The organism is Achromobacter sp. MUI-25009338 (genome assembly GCF_057359325.1).
The window spans coordinates 1,969,229-1,994,769 of the sequence record NZ_CM170627.1; the positions used below are offsets into that span (position 1 = coordinate 1,969,229).

Annotated in this window: 20 protein-coding genes; 11 read left to right on the plus strand and 9 right to left on the minus strand. The window is 67.8% G+C overall.

Annotated features, from left to right (window positions below; genetic code table 11):
* Nucleotides 1–2: 2 nt before the first annotated feature.
* Complete coding sequence (locus AC1IQ6_RS09405) at nucleotides 3–1,205, minus strand: DUF2863 family protein (RefSeq protein ID WP_485866208.1); 1,203 nt, start codon at nucleotides 1,203–1,205, stop codon at nucleotides 3–5.
* Between the two features lie 210 nt (nucleotides 1,206–1,415).
* Here AC1IQ6_RS09405 and AC1IQ6_RS09410 point away from each other — a divergent pair, with 210 nt between their 5' ends.
* Nucleotides 1,416–2,192 (plus strand): DODA-type extradiol aromatic ring-opening family dioxygenase, encoded by a 777-nt coding sequence (locus tag AC1IQ6_RS09410; RefSeq protein ID WP_102772431.1) that lies wholly within the window; start codon nucleotides 1,416–1,418, stop codon nucleotides 2,190–2,192.
* An 88-nt stretch (nucleotides 2,193–2,280) separates the two neighbouring features.
* Here AC1IQ6_RS09410 and acnA read toward each other — a convergent pair whose 3' ends face one another.
* Both acnA and AC1IQ6_RS09420 read right to left on the minus strand, forming a co-directional pair.
* Nucleotides 2,281–4,986 (minus strand): aconitate hydratase AcnA, encoded by a 2,706-nt coding sequence (gene acnA, locus AC1IQ6_RS09415; protein ID WP_485866209.1) that lies wholly within the window; start codon nucleotides 4,984–4,986, stop codon nucleotides 2,281–2,283.
* Nucleotides 4,987–5,255: 269 nt separating this feature from the next.
* Nucleotides 5,256–6,095, minus strand: a complete 840-nt coding sequence (locus AC1IQ6_RS09420) for a FadR/GntR family transcriptional regulator (protein WP_111824647.1) — start codon at nucleotides 6,093–6,095, stop codon at nucleotides 5,256–5,258.
* A gap of 249 nt (nucleotides 6,096–6,344) precedes the next feature.
* Here AC1IQ6_RS09420 and AC1IQ6_RS09425 point away from each other — a divergent pair, with 249 nt between their 5' ends.
* The 8 genes from AC1IQ6_RS09425 (at nucleotide 6,345) to AC1IQ6_RS09460 (ending at nucleotide 16,121) form a co-directional block, all read left to right on the plus strand.
* Entirely contained in the window at nucleotides 6,345–7,553 is a 1,209-nt protein-coding gene (locus AC1IQ6_RS09425) for an ABC transporter substrate-binding protein (RefSeq protein ID WP_485866210.1), read from the plus strand.
* 66 nt (nucleotides 7,554–7,619) lie between these two features.
* The gene (locus AC1IQ6_RS09430) at nucleotides 7,620–8,477 is read left to right on the plus strand and encodes a branched-chain amino acid ABC transporter permease (RefSeq protein WP_102772427.1); all 858 of its coding nucleotides are present in this window, start codon (nucleotides 7,620–7,622) and stop codon (nucleotides 8,475–8,477) included.
* On the plus strand, nucleotides 8,477–9,463 hold the full coding sequence (locus tag AC1IQ6_RS09435; protein ID WP_102772426.1) for a branched-chain amino acid ABC transporter permease: 987 nt from the start codon (nucleotides 8,477–8,479) through the stop codon (nucleotides 9,461–9,463). Before AC1IQ6_RS09430 ends, AC1IQ6_RS09435 begins: the two co-directional genes overlap by 1 nt.
* Complete coding sequence (locus AC1IQ6_RS09440; RefSeq protein ID WP_485866211.1) at nucleotides 9,460–10,239, plus strand: ABC transporter ATP-binding protein; 780 nt, start codon at nucleotides 9,460–9,462, stop codon at nucleotides 10,237–10,239. The genes AC1IQ6_RS09435 and AC1IQ6_RS09440 overlap by 4 nt, the downstream gene beginning before the upstream one ends.
* On the plus strand, nucleotides 10,236–10,934 hold the full coding sequence (locus AC1IQ6_RS09445) for an ABC transporter ATP-binding protein (protein ID WP_102772424.1): 699 nt from the start codon (nucleotides 10,236–10,238) through the stop codon (nucleotides 10,932–10,934). Before AC1IQ6_RS09440 ends, AC1IQ6_RS09445 begins: the two co-directional genes overlap by 4 nt.
* A gap of 19 nt (nucleotides 10,935–10,953) precedes the next feature.
* Nucleotides 10,954–12,237 (plus strand): Zn-dependent hydrolase, encoded by a 1,284-nt coding sequence (locus tag AC1IQ6_RS09450; protein ID WP_102772423.1) that lies wholly within the window; start codon nucleotides 10,954–10,956, stop codon nucleotides 12,235–12,237.
* On the plus strand, nucleotides 12,234–13,733 hold the full coding sequence (locus AC1IQ6_RS09455) for a M81 family metallopeptidase (RefSeq protein ID WP_485866212.1): 1,500 nt from the start codon (nucleotides 12,234–12,236) through the stop codon (nucleotides 13,731–13,733). Before AC1IQ6_RS09450 ends, AC1IQ6_RS09455 begins: the two co-directional genes overlap by 4 nt.
* Nucleotides 13,734–13,910: 177 nt before the next feature.
* Nucleotides 13,911–16,121 carry a TonB-dependent receptor gene (locus AC1IQ6_RS09460; RefSeq protein ID WP_485866213.1) on the plus strand — a complete coding sequence of 737 codons (2,211 nt, stop codon included), beginning with the start codon at nucleotides 13,911–13,913 and terminating at the stop codon, nucleotides 16,119–16,121.
* Nucleotides 16,122–16,425: 304 nt separating this feature from the next.
* On the opposite strand, the gene AC1IQ6_RS09465 is transcribed toward AC1IQ6_RS09460, so the two are convergent.
* A complete protein-coding gene (locus AC1IQ6_RS09465) occupies nucleotides 16,426–17,022 on the minus strand; it encodes a transglycosylase SLT domain-containing protein (RefSeq protein WP_102772421.1) in 597 nt (198 codons plus the stop codon).
* Between the two features lie 69 nt (nucleotides 17,023–17,091).
* Complete coding sequence (locus AC1IQ6_RS09470; RefSeq protein WP_485866214.1) at nucleotides 17,092–18,546, minus strand: MFS transporter; 1,455 nt, start codon at nucleotides 18,544–18,546, stop codon at nucleotides 17,092–17,094.
* Between the two features lie 98 nt (nucleotides 18,547–18,644).
* On the opposite strand from AC1IQ6_RS09470, the gene AC1IQ6_RS09475 reads away from it, so the two are divergent.
* Entirely contained in the window at nucleotides 18,645–19,451 is an 807-nt protein-coding gene (locus tag AC1IQ6_RS09475) for a helix-turn-helix transcriptional regulator (RefSeq protein WP_485866215.1), read from the plus strand.
* 55 nt (nucleotides 19,452–19,506) lie between these two features.
* On the opposite strand, the gene acnB is transcribed toward AC1IQ6_RS09475, so the two are convergent.
* The 3 genes from acnB to AC1IQ6_RS09490 all read right to left on the minus strand — a co-directional run bounded on the left by acnB (nucleotide 19,507) and on the right by AC1IQ6_RS09490 (nucleotide 24,018).
* Nucleotides 19,507–22,098 carry a bifunctional aconitate hydratase 2/2-methylisocitrate dehydratase gene (gene acnB, locus AC1IQ6_RS09480; protein WP_485866216.1) on the minus strand — a complete coding sequence of 864 codons (2,592 nt, stop codon included), beginning with the start codon at nucleotides 22,096–22,098 and terminating at the stop codon, nucleotides 19,507–19,509.
* A gap of 152 nt (nucleotides 22,099–22,250) precedes the next feature.
* On the minus strand, nucleotides 22,251–23,147 hold the full coding sequence (locus AC1IQ6_RS09485; RefSeq protein ID WP_246842342.1) for an FxLYD domain-containing protein: 897 nt from the start codon (nucleotides 23,145–23,147) through the stop codon (nucleotides 22,251–22,253).
* Nucleotides 23,137–24,018 carry an FxLYD domain-containing protein gene (locus tag AC1IQ6_RS09490; RefSeq protein ID WP_485866217.1) on the minus strand — a complete coding sequence of 294 codons (882 nt, stop codon included), beginning with the start codon at nucleotides 24,016–24,018 and terminating at the stop codon, nucleotides 23,137–23,139. The genes AC1IQ6_RS09485 and AC1IQ6_RS09490 overlap by 11 nt, the downstream gene beginning before the upstream one ends.
* A 259-nt stretch (nucleotides 24,019–24,277) precedes the next feature.
* Between AC1IQ6_RS09490 and AC1IQ6_RS09495 the strand changes: the two genes are divergently transcribed.
* The gene (locus AC1IQ6_RS09495; protein ID WP_102772415.1) at nucleotides 24,278–25,039 is read left to right on the plus strand and encodes a TSUP family transporter; all 762 of its coding nucleotides are present in this window, start codon (nucleotides 24,278–24,280) and stop codon (nucleotides 25,037–25,039) included.
* Here AC1IQ6_RS09495 and AC1IQ6_RS09500 read toward each other — a convergent pair.
* The gene (locus tag AC1IQ6_RS09500) at nucleotides 25,036–25,476 is read right to left on the minus strand and encodes a CBS domain-containing protein (protein ID WP_102772414.1); all 441 of its coding nucleotides are present in this window, start codon (nucleotides 25,474–25,476) and stop codon (nucleotides 25,036–25,038) included. The genes AC1IQ6_RS09495 and AC1IQ6_RS09500 overlap by 4 nt on opposite strands.
* Nucleotides 25,477–25,541 lie beyond the last annotated feature (65 nt).

Genomic DNA, 25,541 nt, shown 5'->3' on the forward strand with positions numbered 1-25,541 from the left:
GCCTAGTGGAACTTGGCCGGGGAGGCTTCCGCGTCCTCGGGCAGTTCGGCGTGCACCAGTTCGCCCAGCGGGTTGGGGAAGTAGGGCGCGCCGCAGTCTTCGCAGTACTCGGGCGGCAGCACGCCGGGGATGCGGCGCACGTCGGTCACGCCGTACTCCTTGAGCAACGCCGCGATCTCGTCGATCACGTCGGGCTGGCCTTCGTCGACCGGCAGGTCTTCCTCGCGGCCGTACAGCGGCCACACGCAGCCGTAATAGACGTCGTTGCTGTTGCGGGCCGTGAAGCCGACGCGGTATTCGTCGATGCGGTTTTCGCCGCAGCCGGCCACCACCGCGCGCAGCTGCGAGGCCTCGAGGCTGACCGCGCCTTCGAGCCAGCTGACCGCCGCGCGCAGCGACAGCGGGCGCACGCGCCGGTCCGCTTCGCGGTTGCTCACGTAATAGGCGTCGGGCAGCAGCATTTCGAAGCCGCAGCCGGGCAGCAGGGCGGCCAGCGTGGGCTGGGCCTGGGCGGCCCACTGTTGCTGGCTGGCGTCGCGGCTGGCGTCGGCTTCGCCCATCTGTTCCTGCCAGCGGAAGATGGGCTCGTTCTCCGGCACGGCCACGGCCGCCACGATGTAGCGGGTGTCAGCCAGCATGTTGGCGGTCTCGACCTCGGTGTTGAGCGAGGGCTTGGTGGTCTCGGCGCCCAGCGCCTGCGAGCCCAGGCGCTGCAGCCACTGCCAGGTTTCCGAGAAGGTGCGCGGCATCTGGTCGACGCTGACCAGCACGGGCATCAGCGCGCTGCGCGCCTTGCTGGACAGCACGTGCCCGTGCAGCTGCGCGAGCAGGGCCTGCTGGGCGCCGGCGGGAATCGAGCCGGTGGGAATGGCGTAGCGCGTCCAGGCGACGATGGGCGCCACGATCAGCAGAACGTCGTAGCGCACGCCGTTCTTCTCGATCTTCATGGATTCGGACAGGGTTTCAGCCTGTTCGATCAGGATTTCATAAGCGCCCACGTCGCTCTGCGCGAGGTGGTCCAGGGCCGCCTCCAGGGGAGCGTCCTGCCCTCCCTTGAGCAGCTTCGGGATCGCTTCGCCAAGCTGGGTCTCCCAGAACACGTCTTCCAGGCGGCTGCCCGAGCGGTTCAGCGCCTGGGCCAGCGTGACCAGCCGGGTGGCGTCGCGCGACATGCGGGGAGTGGATTGGCTGCGGGATCGGGCCATAACTTCGGAGTACATCCAGAAAGTGTGCAACGCGATAGTTTAACGCCCGTGGAACGCCCCGCTTGCGGTCGACCCCAAGCCGGGCTCCGGGCCGGGCATGCACGCCTATTGATGCCGAATGAGCAACATACCATCCCTTTGTGGGTAGTTTATTGCTGATCGGAAACAGCGGAGAATGCTGTCATCGACGCATTATCAGGAGGCCCCGCCATGCGCTGGCCCACGCTTTTCGTTTCCCACGGCTCGCCCATGCTGGCCGTCGAACCCGGCCTGACCGGCCCCGCGCTGGCGGGCTGGAGCGCCGCGCAAGGCCGCAAGCCCAAGGGCGTGCTGGTGGTGTCGCCGCACTGGATGGGCGAGGGGCTGGCGCTGTCGACCCGCGACCGCCAGGTGGCCTGGCACGATTTCGGCGGGTTCCCGCCGGAACTCTATACGCTGCAATACGGCGCGCCCGGCTCGCCGGCGCTGGCCGCGCGCGTGCAGGCCCTGCTGGCGGAATCCGGCATCGAAGCGGCCGACGATCCGCGCCGCCCGCTGGACCACGGCGCCTGGGTGCCGCTGCGCTACCTGTACCCCGAGGCCGACGTGCCGGTGGTGCAGCTGTCGCTGGACATGGGGCGCGACGCGGCCGGCCAGCTGGCGCTGGGCCGCGCGCTGGCGCCGCTGCGCGACGAGGACATCCTGATCGTCGGATCGGGTTCGCTGACCCACAACCTGCGCCACGTCCGCATGCCGCAGAACGCGCCGGCGCTGCCGTACGTGCCGGCCTTCCAGGACTGGTACGCCGGCCGGCTGGCCGCGCGCGACCTGCCCGCGCTGCTGGACTGGCAAGCCCAGGCCCCGGGCGCGGCCCAGGCGCATCCGCATGACGACCACCTGATGCCGTTCTATGTGGCCCTGGGCGCGGGCGGCGCGTCGGCCACCCGTTTGACCGATGAAATCTCGTACGGGGCGTTGGCGATGGACGCGTATGCGTTCGACGATTGATGGGGTTGCCGGCTTTGCCGGCCCCTCGAAACGTGAAAAAACCCCGGAACCTCGCGGTCCCGGGGTTTTTTGTGCAGCCTGCCGCCGATCAGGCCGCCAGCAGCTGGCGCAGCACGAAGGGCAGGATGCCGCCGTGCTGGTAGTAGTCGACTTCGATCGGGGTGTCGATGCGCAGCAGCACCGTGACGTCCTGCTTGGAGCCGTCCTTGCGGGTGATGGTCAGCGTGACGTCCTGCATCGGCTTGATGCCGTTTGCCAGGCCCGAGATGTCGTAGGTTTCCTCGCCGGTGATGCCCAGCGACTGCACGCTGTCGGAACCCTTGAACTGCAGGGGCAGCACGCCCATGCCGACCAGGTTGCTGCGGTGGATGCGCTCGAAGCTGCGGGTGATGACGGCCTTGACGCCCAGCAGCTGGGTGCCCTTGGCGGCCCAGTCGCGCGAGGAGCCGGTGCCGTACTCTTCGCCGCCGAACACCACGGTGGGCGTGCCGGCCGCCACGTACTTCATGGCCGCGTCATAGATGGACATCTGTTCGCCGGTGGGCTGGAACAGGGTTTCGCCGCCTTCGAAACGGCTGCCGTCGGGCAGGGCCGGGATCATGAGGTTCTTGATGCGCACGTTGGCGAAGGTGCCGCGCATCATGATCTCGTGGTTGCCGCGGCGCGAGCCGTAGCTGTTGAAGTCGGCCTTCATGACGCCGTTCTCCTTCAGCCACTTGCCCGCGGGCGAGGTTTCCTTGATGGAGCCGGCCGGCGAGATGTGGTCGGTGGTGACCGAGTCGCCGAACACGCCCAGCGCGCGGGCGCCCTTGACGGTCGGGATCGCGCCCGGCGTCATGCCGAAGCCATCGAAGAACGGCGGCTCGGCGATGTAGGTCGAGTCGGGCCAGTTGTAGGTGTCGCCCTTGACGCCCTTGATGTTCTCCCAGAGCTTGCCGGGGTTGCTCTTGACCTGGCCGTAGTTGGCCTCGAAGGCCTTGGGGTCCAGCGCGTACTTCAGCAGCGAGTTGATTTCCTCGGTGGTCGGCCAGATGTCGCCCAGCCAGACGTCGCCGTTCTTGCCGCGGCCGACCGGTTCGGTCATCAGGTCGCGCGTGACGGTGCCGGCCAGCGCGTAGGCCACCACCAGCGGCGGCGAGGCCAGGAAGTTGGCCTTGATGTTCGGGTGGATGCGGGCCTCGAAGTTGCGGTTGCCCGAGAGCACGGCCGAGCAGATCAGGTCGTTGCCGATGATGGCTTCGTTCAGGTCGGGGCTGAGGTCGCCGGCGTTGCCGATGCAGGTGGTGCAGCCGTAGGCGGCCACGTCGAAGCCGAGCTTTTCCAGGTAGGGCAGCAGGCCCGTCTTGGTCAGGTACTCGGTGACCACGCGCGATCCGGGGGCCAGCGAGGTCTTGATGTGCTTGGGCACCGAGAGGCCGGCTTCGACGGCCTTCTTGGCCAGCAGGCCGGCGGCCAGCAGCACGCTGGGGTTGGACGTGTTGGTGCAGGACGTGATGGCCGCGATCAGGATGTCGCCGTTCTTGATCTTGGTGCCGGCGCTGGTGGTGAAGGTCTGTTCCAGCTTCTCGGCCGGCTGGTTGAAGCCGTTCTCGGCGATCGGCTTGGAGTACAGGTCGATGAAGGTGTTCTTGACGTTGCCGATCTCGATGCGGTCCTGCGGACGCTTGGGACCGGCCAGCGACGGCGCGACGGTGGACAGGTCCAGCGTCAGCAGCTTGGTGAAGTTGATGTCCTTGGCCTTGGGGATGCCGAACATCTTCTGGGCCTTGAAATAGGCTTCGAAGGCGGCGATTTCCTCTTCGGTGCGGCCGGTGCCGCGGAAGTAGTCGATGGTGCGCTCGTCGACCGGGAAGAAGCCCATGGTCGCGCCGTATTCGGGCGCCATGTTGCCGATGGTGGCGCGCTCGGCCACGGACAGGCTGGCCGTGCCTTCGCCGCAGAATTCGACGAACTTGCCCACCACTTTTTCGCGGCGCAGCATTTCGGTGATGGTCAGCACCAGGTCGGTGGCGGTGACGCCGCCGCGCAGCTGGCCCTTGAGTTCCACGCCGACCACGTCGGGGGTCAGGAAGTAGACGGGCTGGCCCAGCATGCCGGCTTCGGCCTCGATGCCGCCCACGCCCCAGCCGACCACGCCGATGCCGTTGATCATGGTGGTGTGGCTGTCGGTGCCCACCAGGGAGTCGGGGTAGTAGACGTTGTTCTTCTTGTCGTGGTGCACGCCGCGGGCCAGGTATTCAAGGTTGACCTGGTGGACGATGCCGAAGCCCGGCGGCACGACGCCGAAGGTGTCGAACGCCTGCATGCCCCATTTCATGAACTGGTAGCGCTCCTGGTTGCGCTTGAACTCCAGCTTCATGTTCAGGTCCAGCGCGTCCTTGGTGCCGAAGTAGTCGATCATGACCGAGTGGTCCACCACCAGGTCCACCGGCACCAGCGGCTCGATGCTCTTGGGGCTCTTGCCCATCTTGTCGGCCACGGAGCGCATGGCGGCGATGTCGGCCAGCAGCGGCACGCCGGTGAAGTCCTGCAGCACCACGCGGGCCACGACGAAGGGGATCTCGTCTTCGCGCTTGGCGTTGGCCTGCCAGTTGGCGAGCTGGCGGACGTGTTCTTCGGTGACTTTCTTGCCATCGCAGTTGCGCAGCACGGACTCCAGGACGATGCGGATCGAGACCGGGAGCCGCTGCACGTCGATGCCCAGGGCCTTGCCCAGCGCCGGCAGCGAGTAGTACTGACAGGCCTTGCTGCCGATCTTGAAATTCTTGAGAGTGTCTAGGGTGTTGTGCGGCATGATGGACTCCGTGGTTTTGCCCGCCTAAAGCCGGCATTTTCTGGCGTTTTTGCGCGTTTGTCATTGTATGTGAGACAAGGCCGCGCGCAGTGGTATGTCTTGTATCTTATATAAGACTTAAACGGCACGTCAAAGTTCCGTGCAGCGGTCGCGATCCCATACTGTGGCGGATGCGCGCCAACCCTGCAAGATGCCCGGAATATATCCAGAAAAATCCTACAGACGTATGCGCGCCGGCAACGCCCGGGCGGACGTCCCGGCCGCAAGAGTCAGGACGTTTTCCGGCGGCGCACGCGGCGGACGTTGCGCGCGGCGTTGCGCCGCGACATTTCGGAATCCAGGATCAGGCGGCCTTCGAGCTTGCCGTGCATGCGCTTGACCGAGCGCATCGCGTCCTGCATGTGTTCGCTCATCAGCGCGCGCACTTTCTCGACGTCGCGCTCGCGCGCCGCGGCCAGGATCTGGCGGTGAAAGCCCGTGTTGGCGCTGCCGAAGCGCTGCTGTTCGGCCAGCGGCATGTCGTTGTCGAACACCGTCAGCTGCCGGATCATCTCGTTGGTCATTTCGCAGCTGAAGCGCAGGAACGGATTGGGGCAGACCGACGCCAGGATGTCATGGAAGTTCATTTCTTCCTGGCGCTGGGCCAGCGGATCGTGCACGTGGCCGGCGCTGGGATCGCAGCACGCGATGTTCTCCTGCAGCGCGGCGAAGTGCGCCTCGGTCAGGAAGGGCACGGCGCTGGCCGCCAGCTCCGGCTCCAGCAGCCGGCGCACCTGGTAGATGTCCTCGATCCTGACTTCCTTGAAGAACAGGTAGTTCTGCATCAGCTGGAAGGTGCGGTCCAGCGGCACCTCGACCACGGTGGCGCCGCCGCCCGGGCCGGTGCTGACTTTAACCAGCCCCTGCACCTCCAGCGACTTGAGCGCCTCGCGCATGGTGCTCTTGCTGACCGAGAACATGCTCTGCAGCTCGCTTTCGCGCGGCAGCTTGTCGCCGGGCAGCAGGTTCTTGGCGGTGATCAGCCGCTTGATCTCTTCGGCGACCAGATCGCTGCGCTTGGGCGGACTCGCGATGCCGCCTGCCGGTAGGTCCTGACTGTCGAACGCCATCGCGTTTCTCCGTTGCTGCGGGACGGGCCGCGGCCCAGGGTTATACCTGATGCGGCCGGTATTGACAGGGCCGGACCCGCAATCTGATCATGATAATTATCCTATTTATCATGATAAATAGGATCGCGGTATGGGCCGGCCGGCCCGCAGCTTGGAGCAGACAGAGTCGGAAGGGGGACGCGCATGGGGCGCTCCCGACATCGTCAACATGCCGCGGCGGCAGTCCGCGGCGTCCAGGGGAGAATCATCTTGAATCGCCGCAACCTGTTGAAAATCGCCGCGCTCGGCGCCCTGCCCGGATCGCTGTGGACCGCCCGCTCCGCGCTGGCCCAGGCCAAGACGGCCGAGGCCATCCAGTTCGGCTGTCCCGTGCCCATGTCGGGCCCGTTCGCCGCCAACGGCAAATACGCCGACCTGGGCATGAAGCTGGCGCTGGAGCAGTACGGCCGCGCGCTGGACCGGCCGCTGGCCTATACCGTGCTGGACACCGAGGGCAAGCCGGCCACGGCGGTGCGCAAGGTCCAGGAAGTCTCGCAGCAGAAAGGCGTCAAGTTCTTCGCCGGCGGCATCCTGTCGTCCGAAGCGCTGGCCATGGGCAAGGAGATCGAGCGCGCCGGCGGCGTGTTCATCACCACCGCCGGCGCCGACGAGATCACCGGCAAGGACTGCAACCGGGCGACCTTCCGCTGGTCGGTGCCGACCTTCGGCGCCATCGAGCAGACCGTGCGCCCGCTGCTGGAAAAACTGCCCAAGGCCAAGCGCTGGTACACCATCACGCCGCAATACGTGTTCGGCGACGGCCTGCTCAACGCGGCCAAGGCCATCTTCAAGGAAAAAGGCATCGAGCACGTCGGCAACAGCTATCACTCGCTGACCGAAAAGGAATTCAGCGGCTACCTCACCAACGCACTGGCCGCCAAGCCCGACGTGCTGCTGATCCTGAACTTCGGCTCGCAGTCGTCCGACACGCTGCGCCAGGCGGTCAGCTTCGGCATGAAACAGAACTGCACCATCCTGGTGGCCTGGGCGTCCGGCCTGGAGCAGTTCGAAAGCCTGGGCGCCGACCTGTGCGAAGGCGTGTATTTCGGCGCGCAGTACTGGCACGGCATCGACAGCCCGCTGAACAAGGAGCTGGTCAAGCTCTCCCGGGAAAAGACCCGCGCCAATCCCAACTACAGCCTGGCGGGCTCCTACATCTGCACCCGCATCATGCTCGACGCCATCGTCAAGGCCGGCAGCGCCGACCCGGCCAAGGTGGTCGCCATGATGGAAGGCATGGCCTACGAAGGGCTGACCGGGCCGGAGGAGATCCGCAAGGCCGACCACCAGGTCATGAAGAACTACTACCTGCTCAAGGGACGCGCCAAGAAGGACATGAAGGACAAGGACGACTACGCCGAGATCGTGCATAGCGGCCGCTCGTTCCTGCCGCCCGCGGAAACCGGCTGCAAGCTCTAGCAGCCCGACCCAGGGAGGCCGCGGGCGCCGTCCCGCGGCCCGGCGCCACTTCTTCCGGGCTTTTCCATGAACGTCTATCTGCTCCAGGTCATCAACGGGATCGGAGTGGGCATGCTGTACTTCCTGCTGGCAGTCGGCCTGTCCATCGTCTTCGGTCTGTTGCGCTTCGTGAACTTCGCCCACGGGGCGTTCTATCTGCTGGGCGCCTACTTCTGCTTCCAGGCCATCGAATGGGGGCTGGACTTCTGGCTGGCCCTGGCGGTGGTGCCGCTGCTGGTGGGCGCATGCGCCTGGGCCGCCGAAAAAATCGTGCTGCGCCACGTCTACGCGCAGGCGCACGAGTTCCACATCCTCATCACCGTGGGCCTGGCCCTGGTGCTGCAGGAACTGGTCATCGTGGTGTGGGGGCCGATCGGCGACAACGTGGCCGTGCCGGCCTCGCTGCAGGGCGTGGTGATGTGGGGCAGCTTCATCTATCCCAAGTACCGCCTGTTCGTGATCGGCTTCACCGCCGTGTTCTCGCTGCTGCTCTGGTACGTGCTGGAAGGCACGCGGCTGGGCAGCGCGGTGCGCGCCGGCAGCGAGTCCACCGAGATGGTGTCGATGCTGGGCATCAACGTGTTCCGCATGTTCAGCCTGGTGTTCGCGCTGGGCGCGGCCACCGCGGCGCTGGCCGGCGTGCTGGCCGCGCCGATCCGCGGGGTGGAGCCCTTCATGGGCGTGGAGGCCCTGGGCATCGCCTTCGTCATCGTGGTGGTCGGCGGCATGGGCAGTTTCTTCGGCGCGCTGGTCGGCGGCCTTCTGATCGGCGTGGTGCAGAGCGTGATGAGCACGCTGTGGCCGGAAGGCGCGCGGCTGATGATTTATGTGGCGATGGCCGCGGTTCTGCTGCTGCGGCCTCACGGCCTGATGGGGAGAGGATGATGACGCGCTTGAAATCGCACGCGCAATTGCTGCTGGCGCTGGCCGTGGCGCTGCTGCTGCCGCTCGTCATGCAGTCGGGTTCGCTGGCCGCGGAAGTGCTGATCTACGCCCTGGCCGTGCTGGGCTGCAACCTGCTGCTGGGCTTTACCGGGCTGCTGTCGTTCGGGCAGGGCATTTTCTTCGGCCTGGGCAGCTACGCGGCGGGGCTGCTGCTCACGCGCACCGGCATGCCGATGCCGCTGGCGCTGCTGTCGGCCATGGCGGTGGGGGCGCTGGCGGCCACGCTGGTGGGCTGGTTCGCGATCCGCCAGCGCGGCGCGTATTTCGTGATGCTGACCCTGGCCTTCGCCCAGATGTTCTATTTCCTGGCCTACAGCCTGCCGGATCTGACCGGCGGCGACAACGGCCTGCTGGACGTGCCGCGTCCGCCGCTGTCGGTGGCGGGGCTGGAGATCCTGCCGCTGGACACGCCCTGGCGCTTCTACGCCTTCGTGGCCGCGTGCTTCCTGGCGGTGTTCTGGCTGTTGCTGCGGGTGACCAATTCGGTGTTCGGCCGCACGCTGCTGGCGATCCGCGACAACGAGGCGCGCGCCATGGCGGTGGGCTACGACGTGCGCCTGTTCAAGCTGGCGGCCTTCGCCATTTCCGGGGCGGTGACGGCGCTGGCCGGCGCCTTCCTGGCCATGATGACCGGCATCGCGCCGCTCTCCAGCATCGAATACCACAGCAGCGAAATGATCCTGGTGATGACCGTCATCGGCGGCACCGGCAATCTGTTCGCCTCGGTGCTGGGCGCGGCGTTCTATGTGCTGTCCGCCGACTGGCTCTCCACGCTCTGGCCGCGCTGGCTGATGCTGCTGGGCTTTCTGCTGATCGCCGTCAGCCTGTTCATGCAGAAAGGGCTGTGGGGCCTGGGCGAACGCATCTGGCTGGCGCTGCGGCGCCGTCCCGGCGGGCAGTCCGCCGTCGAGGAGAACCGCGCATGAACCAGGCTGCTTCCACGCCGCTGCTGCAGGCGCGCGGCATCGTCAAGCGTTTCGGCAAGTTTGTGGCCCTGCATGGGGTCGACCTGGAGGTGCGGCCGCGCACGGTGCATTCGGTCATCGGCCCCAACGGCGCCGGCAAGACCACGCTGTTCCATATCCTGACCGGCACGCTGCGCGCCAGCGAGGGCTGCATCGTGTTCGACGGCCAGGACGTCACGCAGGAGGCCGACCACCAGCGCGTGCAGCGCGGCATCGCCCGTTCGTTCCAGGTCACCAGCCTGTTCGCCAATCTGTCGGTGCGCGAGAACCTGCGGCTGGCGGCGCAGGGCGCGCACCGCGCCGGCGCGTTCGATTGCTGGCATCCGCCGACCGGGGCGCGGGCGCAGCGCGAGGTGGTCGACGCCGCGCTCGAACGCCTGGGCCTGCCGCGCCTGGCGCAGGTGGCCGCCGGCGCGCTGTCGCACGGCCAGCAGCGGCGCCTGGAAGTGGGCATGGCGCTGGCCGCGCGGCCGCGCGCCATCTTCCTGGACGAGCCCACCTCCGGCATGGGGGTGGACGACCTGGAAGAGATGAAGCGCCTGATCCGCAGCCTGCGCGACGACCATACGGTGGTGCTGATCGAGCACAACATGAACATCGTCATGGACATCTCCGACACCGTCACGGTGATGCAGCAGGGCAGGGTGCTGGTCGAAGGCCCGCCCGGCGCCATCCGCAGCGACGAACGGGTGCGCGCCGCGTACCTGGGCAACATGATCACGGGAGGCCGGGCATGATCCTGGACGTCGACGCCATACACAGCTACTACGGCAAGAGCCACATCCTGCAAGGGGTGTCGCTGCAGCTGGAGCAGGGCACGGTGGTCACGCTGCTGGGGCGCAACGGCGCGGGCAAGTCCACCACGCTCAAGACCATCGCCGGCGTGATCGCGCCCAAGGCCGGCGCGGTGCGCTTCGGCGGGCGCGACATCGCCGGGCTGCCGGCCCACCGCATCGCCGCCATGGGCGTGTGCCTGGTGCCCGAACACCGCGGCATCTTCAAGCTGCTGACGGTGGAGGAAAACCTAAAGCTGGGCATGCGCCGCGATTCGCCGTGGCAGCTGGAAGATGTCTACCGCATCTTTCCGCGGCTGAAGGAGCGGCGCAAGAACGGCGGCGGCCAGTTGTCCGGCGGCGAGCAGCAGATGCTGGCCATCGGGCGCGCGCTCATGAACCATCCGCGCGTGCTGATGCTGGACGAGCCGGTCGAAGGCCTGGCGCCGGTGATCGTCGAGGAAATCGTGGCGCAGATCCAGTCCATCAAGCGCGCCGGCGTCACCATCCTGCTGGTCGAACAGAACCTGGAGGTCTGTACCCAGCTGGCCGACCGGCATTTCGTCATCGAACAGGGAACCATCGTCTACCAGGGCAGCAATGCGGAATTCATGGCGGACGAGAACGTCAAAGACCGCTACCTGGGGGTGGGGGTCTGAGATCTACGAGGAAATCATCATGGAAATGAACGCACTGGAGGCCGTGAGCGGCATCCGCATCGACGGGGCGCGCCTGTGGGCGTCGCTGATGGAACTGGCGCGCATCGGCGCCACCGAAAAGGGCGGCGTGTGCCGGCTGGCGCTGACCGACCTGGACCGCCAGGGGCGCGACCTGGTCTGCCGCTGGGCGCGCGAGCTGGGCTGCACCGTGCGGGTCGACGCCATCGGCAATATCTTCATGCGCCGCGCCGGCCTGCGCGACGACCTGCCGGCGGTGATGACCGGCAGCCACATCGACACCCAGCCCACCGGCGGCAAGTTCGACGGCAACTATGGCGTGCTCGCCGGCATCGAGGTGCTGCGCACTCTGCACCAGCGCGGCCTCGTCACCGAGGCGCCGCTGGAAGTGGTGGTGTGGACCAACGAGGAAGGTTCGCGCTTCGTGCCGGTGATGATGGGCTCGGGCGTCTATGCCGGCGCCTTCACGCTGGAACACGCGCTGGCCGCGCGCGACCGCGACGGCGTCAGCGTCGGCGACGCGCTGCGCGCCATCGGCTATGCCGGACCGGAGCCGGCGCGCCCGCGGGCCGTGGGCGCCTATTTCGAGGCGCACATCGAGCAGGGGCCGATCCTGGAGGCGCACGGCATCACCATCGGCGCGGTGCAGGGCGCGCTGGGCCAGCGCTGGTACGACATCACCATCACCGGCCAGGAGGCGCATGCCGGCCCGACGCCGATGGAGTTGCGCCGCGACGCCCTGGTGGCGGCCTCGCAGCTGGTGCTGGCGGTCAACCGGATCGCGCTGGACCACGCCCCGCACGGCCGCGCCACGGTGGGCTGCATCGACGGCTATCCGAATTCGCGCAACGTGATTCCGGGGCGGGTCTCGCTGACCGTGGACCTGCGCGCGGCCGACGACGCCGCGCTCGACAGCATGGCCGCGGCCCTGGCGCGGGCCTGCGACGAACTGGCCCAGCCGGGCCGCTTCGAGGTCGAACGCAAGGAAGTGGTGTACTTCCCGCCGCAGCCCTTCGAGCCGCGGCTGGTGCAGGCCGTGCGCGACGGCGCGCGCACGCTGGGGCTGGATTCGCTGGACGTGATCAGCGGCGCCGGCCACGACGCGGTCTACATGGCGCGGGTCGCGCCCACCGCCATGATCTTCGTGCCGTGCAAGGACGGCATCAGCCACAACGAGATCGAGGATGCGCAGCCCGGACACCTCGAGGCCGGCTGCAACGTGCTGCTGCACGCCATGCTGCGCTGCTGCGGCCGCATCGAATCCGCCCAGGGAGCGCCGGCATGAAAGTCCTGATCGCCCGCATGAACCACGAGACCAACACCTTCTCGCCGGTGCCCACGCCGCTGTCGGCCTTCGGCGTGGCGGGGCCGACCTTCGACGCCGAGGCCTATGCCGAGAACCATGGCAAGCGCACCGCGATGGCGGCGTTCATCGACCTGGCCGAGGCGCGCGGCGCGCAGCTGGTGACGCCGGTGTCGGCCACCGCCTATCCCAGCGGCCGGGTGGCCGCCGACGCCTACGAAACCCTGTGCGCGCGCATCGTCGCGGCCGCGCCGGGCTGCGACGCCATCCTGCTGGACCTGCATGGCGCGATGGCGGTGGAAAACACCGACGACGGCGAAGGCGACCTGCTCGAACGCGTGCGCCGCGCGGCGCCGGACGCGCCCATCGCGGTCGCGCTGGACCTGCACGGCAACGTGACGCCGAAGATGGTCGCCAACGCCGATGTCATCGTCAGCTTCAAGACCTATCCGCACATCGACATGTACGAAACCGGCGAGCACGCCGGCCGCCTGCTGTTCGACGCCATCGACGGCCGCTCCAGGCCGTTCATGGCCTGGCGCCGGCTGCCGCTGGTATCGCACACGCTGCGCAGCAACACCGGCGAGGGCGCGATGCGCGCAGCCGTCGAGGCCGCGCGGCGCGCCGAAGCCGCCGGCGCGCTCGGCGTCTCGGTGCTGGCCGGCTTCGGGCTGGCCGACATCCCCCATCCCTGCCTCAGCGTGGTGGCGGTGGCCGACGGCAGCCAGGAGGAGGCCGAGCGCATCGCCGGCGACATGGCCGCGTCCATCTGGGCCGACCGCGAGGGCTTTCTGTACCGCAGCGAGCCGCTGGCGCAATCGCTGGCGCGCGCGCGCCAGCTGGCCGAAGGCGCAAGCCGGCCCGTGCTGCTGCTGGACCACGGCGACAACTGCATGAGCGGCGGCACCTGCGACACCATGGACGTGCTGACGGCGGCGCTGGACGCGGGACTGGACGGCATCGTGGCGGGGCTGTATTGCGATCCGGAAGCGGTCGCTGCGCTCACGCGCGCCGGCGTGGGGGCGCAGGTGGAACTGCCGGTGGGCAACAAGCGCGCCATCGACAGCATCGGTCGTCCGGCCCGCCCGGTCACGCTGCGCGGCCGGGTGGAGGCGCTCAGCAACGGCGAATATCTCATCACGGGGCCCACCTACACCGGGCAGATGGCCTGCATGGGCCGCAGCGCCGTGCTCGACATCGGCGCGGCGCGCCTGGTCATCACCGAACGCACCCACGAGCCCTGGGACCTGGGCGTATTCCGCAGCCTGGGCGTGGAGCCCACCGAGGCGCGCTACATCCTGGTCAAGTCGCGCATGTACTGCCGGCCCGTATTCGTGCCGATCTCATCGGCGCTGGTGGAGTGCGACAGCCCCGGCGTGACCAGTTCGGACTGGTCTCTGTTCGAATTCCGCAAGCGCACGGGCCCGCATTTTCCGCTGGAGCCGATGGCCCCCGAGGATTACGACCCGCGTAGCTGATGACCCATCGAACAACGGGAATCGACGTTGCCCCACCACAACATTCACATGTTCAGTAATTAGTAAAACTAATGAGAACGATTCCGTTTTGTGTATCATGGCCGGGATGAATTGAAGCCCGGCCGATCGGGATTCTGCAGTTTTCCACTCAAGACCCGCCCACGCGGACATCCCGATATGAAGATCAAAGCCCTAGCCTGCATGGCAGCCGCGCTGCCGTGCTGCGCTTCCGTCTACGCCCAGAACGCAGCCTCTTCCGCCACCGGCCAGGAGCCGGTGGTTTCCATGGACGCCATTACCGTCGAAGCCAGCGCCGACGCCTCGGCCGGCGGCCTGGCCGCGCCGTTCGCGGGCGGGCAGGTGGCCCGCGGCGGGCGCATCGGCGTGCTGGGCACGCAGGACATCATGGACACGCCGTTCAGCATCACCAGCTACACCAACGAGCTGATCCAGGACCGGCAGGCGCGCAGCGTGGGCGACGTGCTGCAGAACGACGCCGGCGTGCGCGTGGCGCGGGGCTTCGGCAATTTCCAGGAGTCGTACTTCATCCGCGGCTTCATCCTGGGTTCGGACGACGTGGCCTACAACGGTCTCTACAGCCTGCTGCCGCGCCAGTACATCGCCACCGAACTGTTCGAGCGCGTGGAGGTGCTGCGGGGCGCTTCGACCTTCCTGACCGGCGCGGCGCCCGGCGGCGGCGGCATCGGCGGCGTGATCAACCTGGTGCCCAAGCGCGCGCCCAACGAACCGCTGACGCGCGTCACCACCGGCGTGTCCAGCGGCGGCCGCATCCAGCTGTCCACCGACGTCGCACGCCGCTTCGGGCCGGGCGACAGCACCGGCATCCGCCTGAACGCCGCGCAGCATAGCGGCGACACCGGCATCGATGACGAACATTCGCGCACCAGCCTGGTGTCGCTGGGCCTGGACTGGCGCTCGGCCGATACGCGCCTGTCGGCCGACATCGGCTGGCAGGAAAACAAGCTCAAGCGCGCGCGTCCCAACGTCACGCTGGGCGCCGGGGTCACCACGGTGCCCGACGCGCCCGACGCCAGTTCCAACTACGCGCAGCCCTGGACCTATTCCAACGAACGCGATCTCTTCGGCACCGTGCGCGCCGAACACGATTTCAGCGACCGGCTGACGGCCTACGCGGCCTTCGGCATGCGCCGCAGCGACGAAGCCAACTCGCTGGGCAATGTCACGCTGACCAACGGCAGCACGGGCGACGGCACCTTCTACCGGTTCGACAACACGCGCGAGGACAGCGTCAACACCGGCGAGTTCGGCCTGCGCGGCAAGGCCCGCACCGGCCCGGTGGGCCACGAATTCGTGGTGTCGGCCTCGTTCTTCGACCTGAAGACCAGGAACGCCTACGTGATGGACTTCGGCAACAAGTTCCCCACCAACATCTACGACCCGGTTTCGTACGACAAGCCGGCGTTCAGCGCCGGCGCGCTGCGCGGCAACGACCTGGACGATCCGGCGCTGCAGAACCGCATCCGCCTGAGCAGCTACGCCATCGGCGACACGCTGTCGTTCCTCGACGACCGGGTGCGGCTGACGGCGGGCATCCGCCACCAGCGCCTGTCGCAGCGCGCGTACGCGTACAACACCGGCAACGAAAGCAGCGCCTATGACGCCAGCCACAATTCGCCGGCCGCCGGCCTGGTGGTCAAGGTCGCGCCCGACGTTTCGCTGTACGCCAACTACATCGAGGCCCTGACGGCAGGCCCGACCGCCCCGGCCATGGCCGGCGGCAAGCCGGTGCCCAACGTCGGCCAGAGCCTGCCGCCCTTCGTTTCCAAGCAGAAGGAAATCGGCGTGAAGTACGAGGGCGACGGGCTGGGCGCGGGCCTGGCGCTGTTCTCCACCGACCGGCCGCGCGCCATGTACGACGCCAGCAACGCGCTCACGATCTCCGGCAAGGACCGCCACCAGGGCGCCGAGCTGACCTTCTACGGCGAGCCCGTCAACAGCGTGCGCCTGCTGGGCGGGCTGACCTGGCTGGACGCCGAGCAGCGCGCCACCGGCACGCCCTCCATCGACGGCAACCGCGTGATCGGCGTGCCGCGCTTTCAGGCCAACCTGGGCGTGGAATGGGACATCCCGGGCGTGCCCGGCCTGGCGGTGGACGGCCGCGTGGTCTATACCGGCTCGTCCTACGCCGACGACGCCAACACGCTCAAGGTCCCGGGCTGGACCCGTTTCGACGCCGGCCTGCGCTACATGATGGACGTGGACGGCCACGTGCTGACCCTGCGCGCGCGCGTGGACAACATCGCCAACCGCAACTACTGGTCCTCGGTGGGCGGGTATCCCGGCAACGGCTATCTGGCGCTGGGCGGGCCGCGCACCTTCTCGCTGAGCGCGAGCATGGATTTCTAGGGGGGGTGGATGGCGTGGCCGGTGTGGGTGGCGTGGGTGGCGTAGGATGGGTGCAGCGCGAGAGTTCTTGCGCAAAAACACGAATATCGAGCGCGCGTAACCCATCAGGCGGCGCTAGCCGCCGCCTTTCGTGGCAAGAGGCAAACGCCGGCTCCCGCCGGCCGATGGGTTACGCGCGGTCAGCGCCAGTATTCTTGCAAAGGGCTTGCCGCGCTGCACCCATCCTACGCCACCCACGACATCCGCACCATCCGCGCCACCCACGACATCCGCACCATCCGCACCAGCCACGCTTCGGCAGCCTTTACCAGAACCACCCGCCGCGCGTCAGGCTGGCTTCGCAACTCTTGTACTGCGCGCTGAATTTCTCGGCGCGCGCCTGGACCTTGCCCGACACGGTCTTGAGCCAGGCCTTGCGCTCGTAGCTGCGGTTGCGGTAGCCGGTCCAGCCTTCGTGATAGTTCAGGTACTGGCCGTAGGCGTCCCATTTGGAGACGCCGTTGATGCGCTGGGTCTTGTTCATGTACCAGCCCATGAAGTCCAGCGCGTCGGCGAAGTCGTCGCGGCTGGCGCCCCAGCCGCCTGCGTCCTTTTTGTAGTCGGCCCAGGTTTCGTCCTTGGCCTGGGCGTAGCCGTAGGCCGAGCTGACCCGGCCCCACGGGATGAAGCCCAGGAAGTAGTAGCGCGGCGGCAGCGCGTCCTGCTTGAACGAGGATTCCTGGTACATCATCGCCATCGGCACCGCCACCGGCGCGCCCCATTTCTTCTGCACCCGCAGCGCGGCGTCGTGCCAGTCCGGCTTTTCGCGGAAGATGGCGCAGATGTTCTCCGGGTTGGACGGCGGCGCGGTGGCGCAGCCGGCGAGCGCCAGCAGCAGCGGCGGCAGCAGGAGCCGGGTCATTGGCGGGATTTCCTCCGGGGCTATGTAGACGGGTGTTGCGATTGTATTGAAACGTATCGCAGTGCGCCGCTATCGGCCCGCCTCCCGCTGGATGCTCGCCAGCATCCGCAACAGCACGCAAACCAGCAAGGCGGCGCCCAGGTTGTACAGCATGCCCGCCACGAAGGCCGAGACGTACAGGTCCGCCCGGGCCGCCGCAACGCCGTCGGCCAGCGTCGCGCCGAACAGAATGCCGACCGCCGCCACGCCCAGCGCCGCGCCGACCTGCTGCACGGTGGAGACCACGCCCGCCGCCATGCCCGCCTGCGATTGCCTGACGAACCCCAGCACCAGATTCAGCAGCGGCGTCATGATGATGCCCTGGCCGGCGCCCACCGCGATCAGCGCCGGAATCAGCCGCAGCGGCTCCAGGCCGGCGCCCGCGGCCCACACCTGCGCGATCAGCAGCGCCAGCGACGCGGCATAGGCCAGCGCGCCCGCGGCGATGGCCCGGATGCCCCAGCGCGACACCAGCCGGGGCGCGGCCAGCGAGGCGGCGACGAAGCCCACGCTGCATGGGGCGAATATGCTGCCCGCCACGAAGGGGTCCAGTCCCAGTCCGGTCTGCGTCAGCAGCGCGAAGCACAGGAAGAACGAACTGGAAGTGGAATAGATCAGCAGCACCAGCAGCGCGCCCAGTGCGAAGCGCCGTTCGCCCAACAGGCGCATGTCCACCAGCGGCAGGCCGCCCGCGATGCGCCGCCGTTCCTGGTGGCGATAGAACGCCGCCAGCAGCGCGGCCGACGCGGCCAGCGCCCACAGGCTCCAGGCGGGCCAGCCCTGTCCGGGGCCTTCGATCAGCGGCACCAGCAGCAGCGCCAGTCCCAGGCTGACCAGCAGCACGCCGCTCCAGTCCAGCGCCGGACGCTGCGGCGCGCGCGATTCCGGAATGCGCCGCGCGGCCGCGATGGCGCCCAGGCCGATCGGCACGTTGATGAGAAAGATGCTGCGCCAGCCCAGCCCGAACAGATCCGCGTGCACCAGCCAGCCGCCCAGCACTTGTCCGGCGATGGCCGCCAGGCCGAGCGTCATGCCCAGCAGGCCGAAGGCGCGGCGGCCGTGCTCGCCCTCGAAATTGACGCGGATGGACGCATACACCTGCGGGAACAGCAAGGCGGCCGCCAGGCCCTGCAACACCCGGGCGCCGATCAGGAAGCCGGCGTCGGGGGCCAGCCCGCACAGCGCCGAGGCCAGCGTGAATCCGGCCATGCCGACGGCGAACAGGCGGCGCCGCCCATACAGATCGCCGAGCCGCCCGCCCGTGATCAACAGCACGCCGAACGCCAGCTCGTAGCCGGCCACAATGAAGCCTATCTGCGCGAAGCTGGCGCCCAGTCCGGCCTGCATGGCGGGGATGGCGACGTTGACCACGAACAGGTCGAAGATGGTGACGAAGCCCCCCAGCAGCAGCACGGACAGGCCAAGCCAGGGCGGGGCGGCGAGCGCGCCCGTGGGCGGCGCGGAAATACAGGAATGCGGGTTCATCTTGCTTATCCAGAATAGAGAGGCAATTATTCTGCTGGCCTGGTTAAGCAATTACAATTTAACCGTTTATGCTATTACTTAAAGCAATGAGATAAGCCATGCGCACCCTGGAACGCACCCGCGCCGACCTTGCCGCCTTCTTGCGCGCGCGCCGCGAGCGCCTGTCGCCGGCGGATGCGGGCCTGCCCAGCGGCGGCCGGCGGCGCACGCCGGGCCTGCGCCGCGAAGAGGTCGCCGCGCTCGCGGGAGTCGGACTGACCTGGTACACCTGGCTGGAGCAGGGGCGCGACATCGGCGTGTCCGCCGCGTTCCTGGAGAACCTGGCGCGCGCGCTGAAACTGGACGCCGCCGAACGCCGCCATTTGTTCCTGCTGGCCCACGAACGGCCGCCCGCCGAACCCGGCAAGACCTGGTGCGAACTGCCGCCGCTGGTGGCGCGCCTGATGCACGATCTGCCGCATGCGGCCTTCGTGCTCAATCTGCGCTGGGACGTGCTGGGCTACAACGCGTTGGCCGATGCCATGTTCGCCTTCGGTTCGCATCCGCCCGGGCGGCGCAACCTGCTGTGGATGCTGTTCACCGATGCCTTGCTGCGCGAGCGCGTGCACGACTGGGAAGCACAGGCGCCGTTGATGTTGTCGAGCTTTCGCCGCGATTTCGCGCGCGCCACGCAGGAAGCCGACATCCACGAGCTGGTCGACGAGCTGCAGCAGGTGTCGCCGGAGTTCAAGGCATGGTGGCGCAAGCATGACGTGCATGCGCCATGCAGCGGCGTGCGCACCCTGGCGATGGACGGCCGGGCCGAGCCCTACGAGCACACTTCGCTGACCATCGACGAGGACCGGCATCTTCGCCTGGTCGTGTATGCGAGGCAACCGGACGCCGCGCAGGGCGGCCGCAAATGAAAAACGGCCCCGGATCGCTCCGGGGCCGTCTTGCAGGCGCGGGCCTGGCGGGTGCTTAGACCTCGATGACGTCGGCCACGTCCTTGTAGTCGGCGATCTTGTCGAAGTTCAGGTACTGGTAGATCTGGTCGCCGCTCTTGTTGATGACGCCCATGTCGGCCATGTACTCGTCCTTGGTCGGGATGCGGCCCAGCTTCGAGCAGATCGCGGCCAGTTCGGCCGAACCCAGGTACACGTTGGTGTTCTTGCCCAGGCGGTTCGGGAAGTTGCGGGTGCTGGTCGACATGACCGTCGCGCCTTCGCGGACCTGCGCCTGGTTGCCCATGCACAGCGAGCAGCCCGGCATTTCGGTGCGGGCGCCGGCCGTGCCGAACACGCCGTAGTGGCCTTCCTCGGTCAGCTGGGTGGCGTCCATCTTGGTGGGCGGAGCGACCCACAGCTTGACCGGGATATCGCGCTTGCCTTCCAGCAGCTTGGAAGCCGCGCGGAAGTGGCCGATGTTGGTCATGCAGCTGCCGATGAACACTTCGTCGATCTTGGCGCCGGCCACGTCCGACAGCGTCTTGACGTCGTCGGGGTCGTTCGGGCAGGCCACAATGGGCTCGTGCACGTCGGCCAGGTCGATCTCGATGACCGCGGCGTATTCGGCGTCGGCGTCCGGCTCCAGCAGCTTGGGATCGGCCAGCCAGGCTTCCATGGCCTTGATGCGGCGGCCCAGCGTGCGCTCGTCTTCGTAGCCGTTGGCGATCATCCACTTCAGCATCACGATGTTGCTGTTGATGTACTCGATGATCGGTTCCTTGTTCAGGCGCACCGTGCAGCCGGCGGCCGAACGTTCGGCGGAGGCGTCCGACAGTTCGAAGGCTTGTTCCACCTTCAGGTCGGGCAGGCCTTCGATTTCGAGGATGCGGCCCGAGAAGATGTTCTTCTTGCCTTGCTTGGCCACGGTCAGCAGGCCCTGCTTGATCGCGTACAGCGGGATGGCGTTGACCAGGTCGCGCAGCGTGACGCCGGGCTGCATCTTGCCCTTGAAGCGCACCAGCACCGATTCAGGCATGTCCAGCGGCATCACGCCGGTGGCGGCGGCGAAAGCCACCAGGCCCGAGCCGGCCGGGAACGAGATGCCGATGGGGAAGCGCGTGTGCGAGTCGCCGCCGGTGCCGACGGTGTCGGGCAGCAGCATGCGGTTGAGCCACGAGTGGATCACGCCGTCGCCCGGGCGCAGCGAGACGCCGCCGCGGGTGCTGATGAATTCCGGCAGCGTGTGGTGGGTCTTGACGTCCACGGGCTTCGGATAGGCGGCGGTGTGGCAGAACGACTGCATCACCAGGTCGGACGAGAAGCCCAGGCAGGCCAGGTCCTTCAGTTCGTCGCGGGTCATGGGGCCGGTGGTGTCCTGGCTGCCGACCGAGGTCATCTTCGGTTCGCAGTAGGTGCCCGGGCGGATGCCCTTGCCTTCGGCCAGGCCGCAGGCGCGGCCGACCATCTTCTGGGCCAGGGTGTAGCCGCGGCCGCTGTCGGCGGGGTCCTTGGGCAGGCGGAACAGCGTCGAGGGCGCCAGGCCCAGCGCTTCGCGCGCCTTGGCCGTCAGGCCGCGGCCGATGATCAGCGGAATGCGGCCGCCGGCGCGCACTTCGTCGAACAGCACGTCGGACTTCACCTGGAACTCGGCGATCACTTCGCCGTTCTTCAGGGCGCGGCCTTCATAGGGGCGCAGTTCGACCACGTCGCCCATTTCCATCTTGGAGACGTCCAGCTCGATCGGCAGGGCGCCCGCGTCTTCCATGGTGTTGTAGAAGATCGGGGCGATCTTGCCGCCCAGGCACACGCCGCCGAAGCGCTTGTTCGGCACGAAGGGGATGTCTTCGCCGGTGAACCACAGCACCGAGTTGGTGGCCGACTTGCGCGAGGAGCCCGTGCCGACCACGTCGCCGACGTAGGCCACCAGATGGCCTTTTTCCTTGAGCGATTCGATGAACTGCACCGGGCCGCGCTTGCCGTCTTCCTCCGGCTGGAACGCGGCGCCTTCGCGCTTGTTCTTGAGTATCGCCAGGGCGTGCATGGGGATGTCGGGGCGGGTGGTGGCGTCCGGAGCCGGCGACAGGTCGTCGGTGTTGGTTTCGCCCGGCACCTTGAAGACGGTGATGGTCAGGCTTTCCGGCAGTTCCGGACGGCTGGTGAACCATTCGGCGTCGGCCCAGCTCTGCATCACGGCCTTGGCGTTGGCGTTGCCCTTGTCCGCCTTTTCCTTCACGTCGTGGAAGGCGTCGAACATCAGCAGGGTCTTCTTCAGCGCGTCGGCGGCGATGGTGCCGATTTCGGCGTCGTCCAGCAGCTCGATCAGGGGGCCGATGTTGTAGCCGCCCAGCATCGTGCCCAGCAGTTCCGTCGCCTTGGCGCGGCTGACCAGCGCACAGTTTTCCTTGCCCAGCGCCACGGCGGCCAGGTAGGAGGCCTTGACCTTGGCGGCATCGTCCACGCCGGCCGGCACGCGGTGGGTCAACAGCTCGACCAGGTTCTGCTCTTCGCCGGCGGGCGGGTTCTTCAGCAGTTCGATCAGTTCAGCGGTTTGTTTGGCCGTAAGGGGCAGCGGGGGAATCCCCAGAGCCGCGCGTTCGGCAACGTGTTGGCGATAGTTATCCAGCATGTGAGGCCTGCTCAAAGTCGGGTTGGAAGAAGGGTTGTCGGCCCGAATTGTAGAGGGAAGAGGGGGGCGCAGGCAAATGTCTTATATCTTATATAAGACTTGGCATGATAGACGTTGCTTAAGCGCGACCCCGGGCGGGCCGCAAGGCGGCGCTAGCGCGCGTCCGCGTCGTAGACGATTTCCACCCGGGCGAAATTGGCGCCATGCTGCTTCACGTGCGCCTGGAACGGCGCGCTCTCGCCGGGCTTGAGCCGGGACACGCGCGGCGTCTGGAAGGTGGCGCCGGTCAACTGGCCCTGGGCGTCGTACAGGCTGACCCACAGCTTGACGTTCTCGACCTCGGCCGCGCTGTCGTTGCGCACCCGTCCGTGGACGGTGACGTACTTGTAGCGATAGCGGTAGGTGAAGTTCAGGGTGCCGGTGCCGACCGCGGCCTCGGTGTTCTCCACGGTCACGGCCAGCTGCGGCCGCGGGCCGGGCAGGGCGGCGCGCTTGGCCGGCAGCCAGTCGGTCTTGACTTCGGTGTAGCGCTCGACGCGGCCGGTCAGCGCGACCGGCACGCGTTCGCCGGGATAGAGCCGCGCGGGCAGGCTCCACGACTGCCGCAGGTCCAGCGCGCGCGAGCCGTCGTACACCGTGATCTCGGCCTTGGGCGCCAGCATCACGTATTCCTTGCTGGTGTTGACCAGTTCGGCGTAGAGGACCGGGCGTTCGATTTCGTCGAGCAGCCGGCGCGGCGCCGACAGCTTGAGCGCGGCCGGGTCGAAGAGCGCGAAGCCGGGGTCCAGCAGTTCCTCCGTGCTCAGGCGCACGTGGTCGATGACGCGCACGTTGGCCGGGCTGACCCGCACGATGCGGGTGGTCGGGGCGCTCTCGCGCGGGGCTTCCTCGCGCGGCGCGGCGGAGGCGGGCGCGTCGGCGCGCGCGCTCCAGGGCAGGATGGCAGTGTATTTCCACAGCGCGTAGCCGCCGGCGGCAAGCAGGATCAGCCCCAGCGCGGCCATGGCCGGCCGGGACAGGCGTCCGGAATGGGAATGGCTAGCGTTCACTTTGCACCATGTAGTCGTAAGAAGCCACCGGCCTGTCGGCCAGCATTTCGCAGCGCGCGTCGAAGGCGGTCAGCGCGCCCGGCGCCAGCGGGCTGGCCGAGCCGTAGCCGTTGCCGATGCCGATCAGGGTTCCGTCGTCGGCGTACAGCATGACTGTGACCTGGCTGCTGTTGGCCGCCTCGGCGCCTTCGTTCTTGAGCAGGCCCACCAGGCGGTAGCTGCCGTCGTTGCGCACCAGCTGGACCCGGCTGGCGGTGACGGCGTTGTTCTTGCCGCGCGCGGGCATGGGCCTGGCCACTTCCAGGGCGTAGCGGGTGTAGGCCTTGTCCGGCGCCTGGATCGTCAGCGGCGCGTATTCGCCCGGCTCCAGCGAACGCGCCGGCGCCGATCCCGAGGCCGAGGACAGCGACAGCTCGCCCTGGAAGAACGAGGCCGTGACGCGCGGCATGTCGATTTTCCTGCCGGTCTCGTTGCGCACCATCATGACGAGCTGGCGGCCGCCGCGGGTCTGCACTTCGCGCACGTCGGTCAGCTTGACCAGGGAAGCGTCGATCGCGGGCGCAGGCGCCGGCTGGCGCACGGGGCTGCTGCGGCCGCCTTCGGTCAGCAGCACCGCTGCCACCGGAATCGCGACGGCAAGCGCCACGGCGACGGCGGCCGCGGCCACGCTGCCGGAGCGCGGCTTGGCGGCCGGCTGCTGCATGTTGCGCAGGATCTTCTCCAGGCGCTGGGCGACGTTGTCTTCCACCAGCGTCACGGCATGGCAGTGGCTGCAGCGGTATTCGTTGGTGTCCAGCTTGGTGAACTGCGCGCTGCCGCAGGTGGAGCAGGTCAGGGTCACCGTATTGATCGTGGTCTGTCGGGGCGTCATGGGCGCGAGTAGGGGGCGCGAATAGCGGGGCGCGAGCGGAAGGCAGGGCGGCAAGGATAGCGGACCGCGGGCGGGGCCGCGTGCATGAGCGCATCCATTTGTGACAAAACATGAGCGACGGTGCGCGGGCCGATGCTATCATCGCCGCCTGAAAATCGCCCATCCCCTAGTACGCCGTTCCCCCCGTCGATCCGCTCCCATGCCGCCGTCCCGCGCGGCGCCGGGCAGAGCCGAGGCAGGTCAGGCTCTACCCCTAGCAATGAGTATTTCCCAACACTTGCTGTTCCTGGTTTGCGTGGCGCTGGCCACCTATGCGCAGACGATGACGGGCTTCGCCTTCGGCCTGGTGCTGCTGGGCCTGTCGGGCGTGTTCCAGCTGGCCTCCGTGGCCGAGGTGGCCAACGTGGTCAGCGTGCTGTCGCTGGTCAACGCCGCCGTCACGCTGGCGCGGGCCAGGCCGCAGGTGAACTGGTCGCTGATCCGGCCTGCCATGTTTAGCAGCCTGGTCGGCGTGGGCGTGGGCGTGACCGCGCTGGCGTGGATCAGCGGTTCCATGGCGGTGCTGCTGCAGCTGCTGCTGGGCTGCACCATCGTGGCCTGCGCCGTCCTGCTGGTGGCGCGCGCACAGCCGCTGGCGCAGGTGTCCTCGCGCGGGTCGTTCCTGTTCTTCGGCGCCGTGTCGGGCGTGCTGGGCGGGCTGTTCTCCAGCGCCGGGCCGCCCATGGTCTATCACCTGTACCGCCAGCCGCTGCCGCTGGCCGCCATCCGCAACAGCCTGCTGATCCTGTTCTCGGTCAACGCCATGGCGCGCCTGACCCTGGTGACGGGGCAGGGCGAATTCATGGCGTCCTCGTTCTGGCTGAGCGTGCTGGCGCTGCCGATCGTGATCGGCGTGACCTGGGTGGCGCGCCGCTACGCCACGGCCGGCTCGATGCAGACCGTCAAGCGCCTGGTGTTCATGCTGCTGCTGGCGGCCGGCCTGGGGCTGATCGTGCCGGCCTTCAGGACGCTGGCGGGCTAGCCGCGTTCGCCGGTGATGTAGCGTTCGAGTTCGTGGATGATGAATTTCTGTTCGCTCATCACATCCTTGACCAGGTCGCCGATGGACAGCAGCCCGATCAGTTTGCCGTCCTCGATCACCGGCAGGTGGCGGAAGTGCCTTTCGGTCATCATCGCCATGCAGTGTTCGCGGGTGTCGGCGCGGCCCACGTAATACACCGAGTCGGTCATGATGTCGCGGACCTTGGTGGTGCGCGACGAGCGGTCCTGCAGAACGATCTTGCGGGCGTAGTCGCGCTCGGTCAGCATGCCCAGGACCGCGTCGCCCTGGACCACCACCACGGCGCCTATGCTGCGTTCGGCCATGGTCTTGATTGCGTCGTAGACCGATGCGTCCGGCGAGACCGTCACGACGGATTGGTTGGCCTTTTCCCTGAGAAGCTCAGCAACTGTCTTCACGATGTGCTCCCGAATCGCTGGTGAAGTCGAACCATGCTCCATCCTAAGCCGGTCGGCCGTGTTGC

What these genes read in the sequence shown, in the direction of transcription:
- AC1IQ6_RS09460 (WP_485866213.1), top strand. Translation starts at nt 13,911, where the DNA reads ATGAAGATCAAAGCCCTAGCCTGCATGGCAGCCGCGCTGCCGTGCTGC.
- AC1IQ6_RS09440 (WP_485866211.1), top strand. Translation starts at nt 9,460, where the DNA reads ATGAACCAGGCTGCTTCCACGCCGCTGCTGCAGGCGCGCGGCATCGTC.
- AC1IQ6_RS09490 (WP_485866217.1), bottom strand. Translation starts at nt 24,018, where the DNA reads ATGACGCCCCGACAGACCACGATCAATACGGTGACCCTGACCTGCTCC.
- acnB (WP_485866216.1), bottom strand. Translation starts at nt 22,098, where the DNA reads ATGCTGGATAACTATCGCCAACACGTTGCCGAACGCGCGGCTCTGGGG.
- AC1IQ6_RS09450 (WP_102772423.1), top strand. Translation starts at nt 10,954, where the DNA reads ATGGAAATGAACGCACTGGAGGCCGTGAGCGGCATCCGCATCGACGGG.
- AC1IQ6_RS09405 (WP_485866208.1), bottom strand. Translation starts at nt 1,205, where the DNA reads ATGGCCCGATCCCGCAGCCAATCCACTCCCCGCATGTCGCGCGACGCC.
- AC1IQ6_RS09475 (WP_485866215.1), top strand. Translation starts at nt 18,645, where the DNA reads ATGCGCACCCTGGAACGCACCCGCGCCGACCTTGCCGCCTTCTTGCGC.
- AC1IQ6_RS09495 (WP_102772415.1), top strand. Translation starts at nt 24,278, where the DNA reads ATGAGTATTTCCCAACACTTGCTGTTCCTGGTTTGCGTGGCGCTGGCC.
- AC1IQ6_RS09455 (WP_485866212.1), top strand. Translation starts at nt 12,234, where the DNA reads ATGAAAGTCCTGATCGCCCGCATGAACCACGAGACCAACACCTTCTCG.
- AC1IQ6_RS09470 (WP_485866214.1), bottom strand. Translation starts at nt 18,546, where the DNA reads ATGAACCCGCATTCCTGTATTTCCGCGCCGCCCACGGGCGCGCTCGCC.
- AC1IQ6_RS09465 (WP_102772421.1), bottom strand. Translation starts at nt 17,022, where the DNA reads ATGACCCGGCTCCTGCTGCCGCCGCTGCTGCTGGCGCTCGCCGGCTGC.
- acnA (WP_485866209.1), bottom strand. Translation starts at nt 4,986, where the DNA reads ATGCCGCACAACACCCTAGACACTCTCAAGAATTTCAAGATCGGCAGC.
- AC1IQ6_RS09410 (WP_102772431.1), top strand. Translation starts at nt 1,416, where the DNA reads ATGCGCTGGCCCACGCTTTTCGTTTCCCACGGCTCGCCCATGCTGGCC.
- AC1IQ6_RS09435 (WP_102772426.1), top strand. Translation starts at nt 8,477, where the DNA reads ATGACGCGCTTGAAATCGCACGCGCAATTGCTGCTGGCGCTGGCCGTG.
- AC1IQ6_RS09420 (WP_111824647.1), bottom strand. Translation starts at nt 6,095, where the DNA reads ATGGCGTTCGACAGTCAGGACCTACCGGCAGGCGGCATCGCGAGTCCG.
- AC1IQ6_RS09445 (WP_102772424.1), top strand. Translation starts at nt 10,236, where the DNA reads ATGATCCTGGACGTCGACGCCATACACAGCTACTACGGCAAGAGCCAC.
- AC1IQ6_RS09430 (WP_102772427.1), top strand. Translation starts at nt 7,620, where the DNA reads ATGAACGTCTATCTGCTCCAGGTCATCAACGGGATCGGAGTGGGCATG.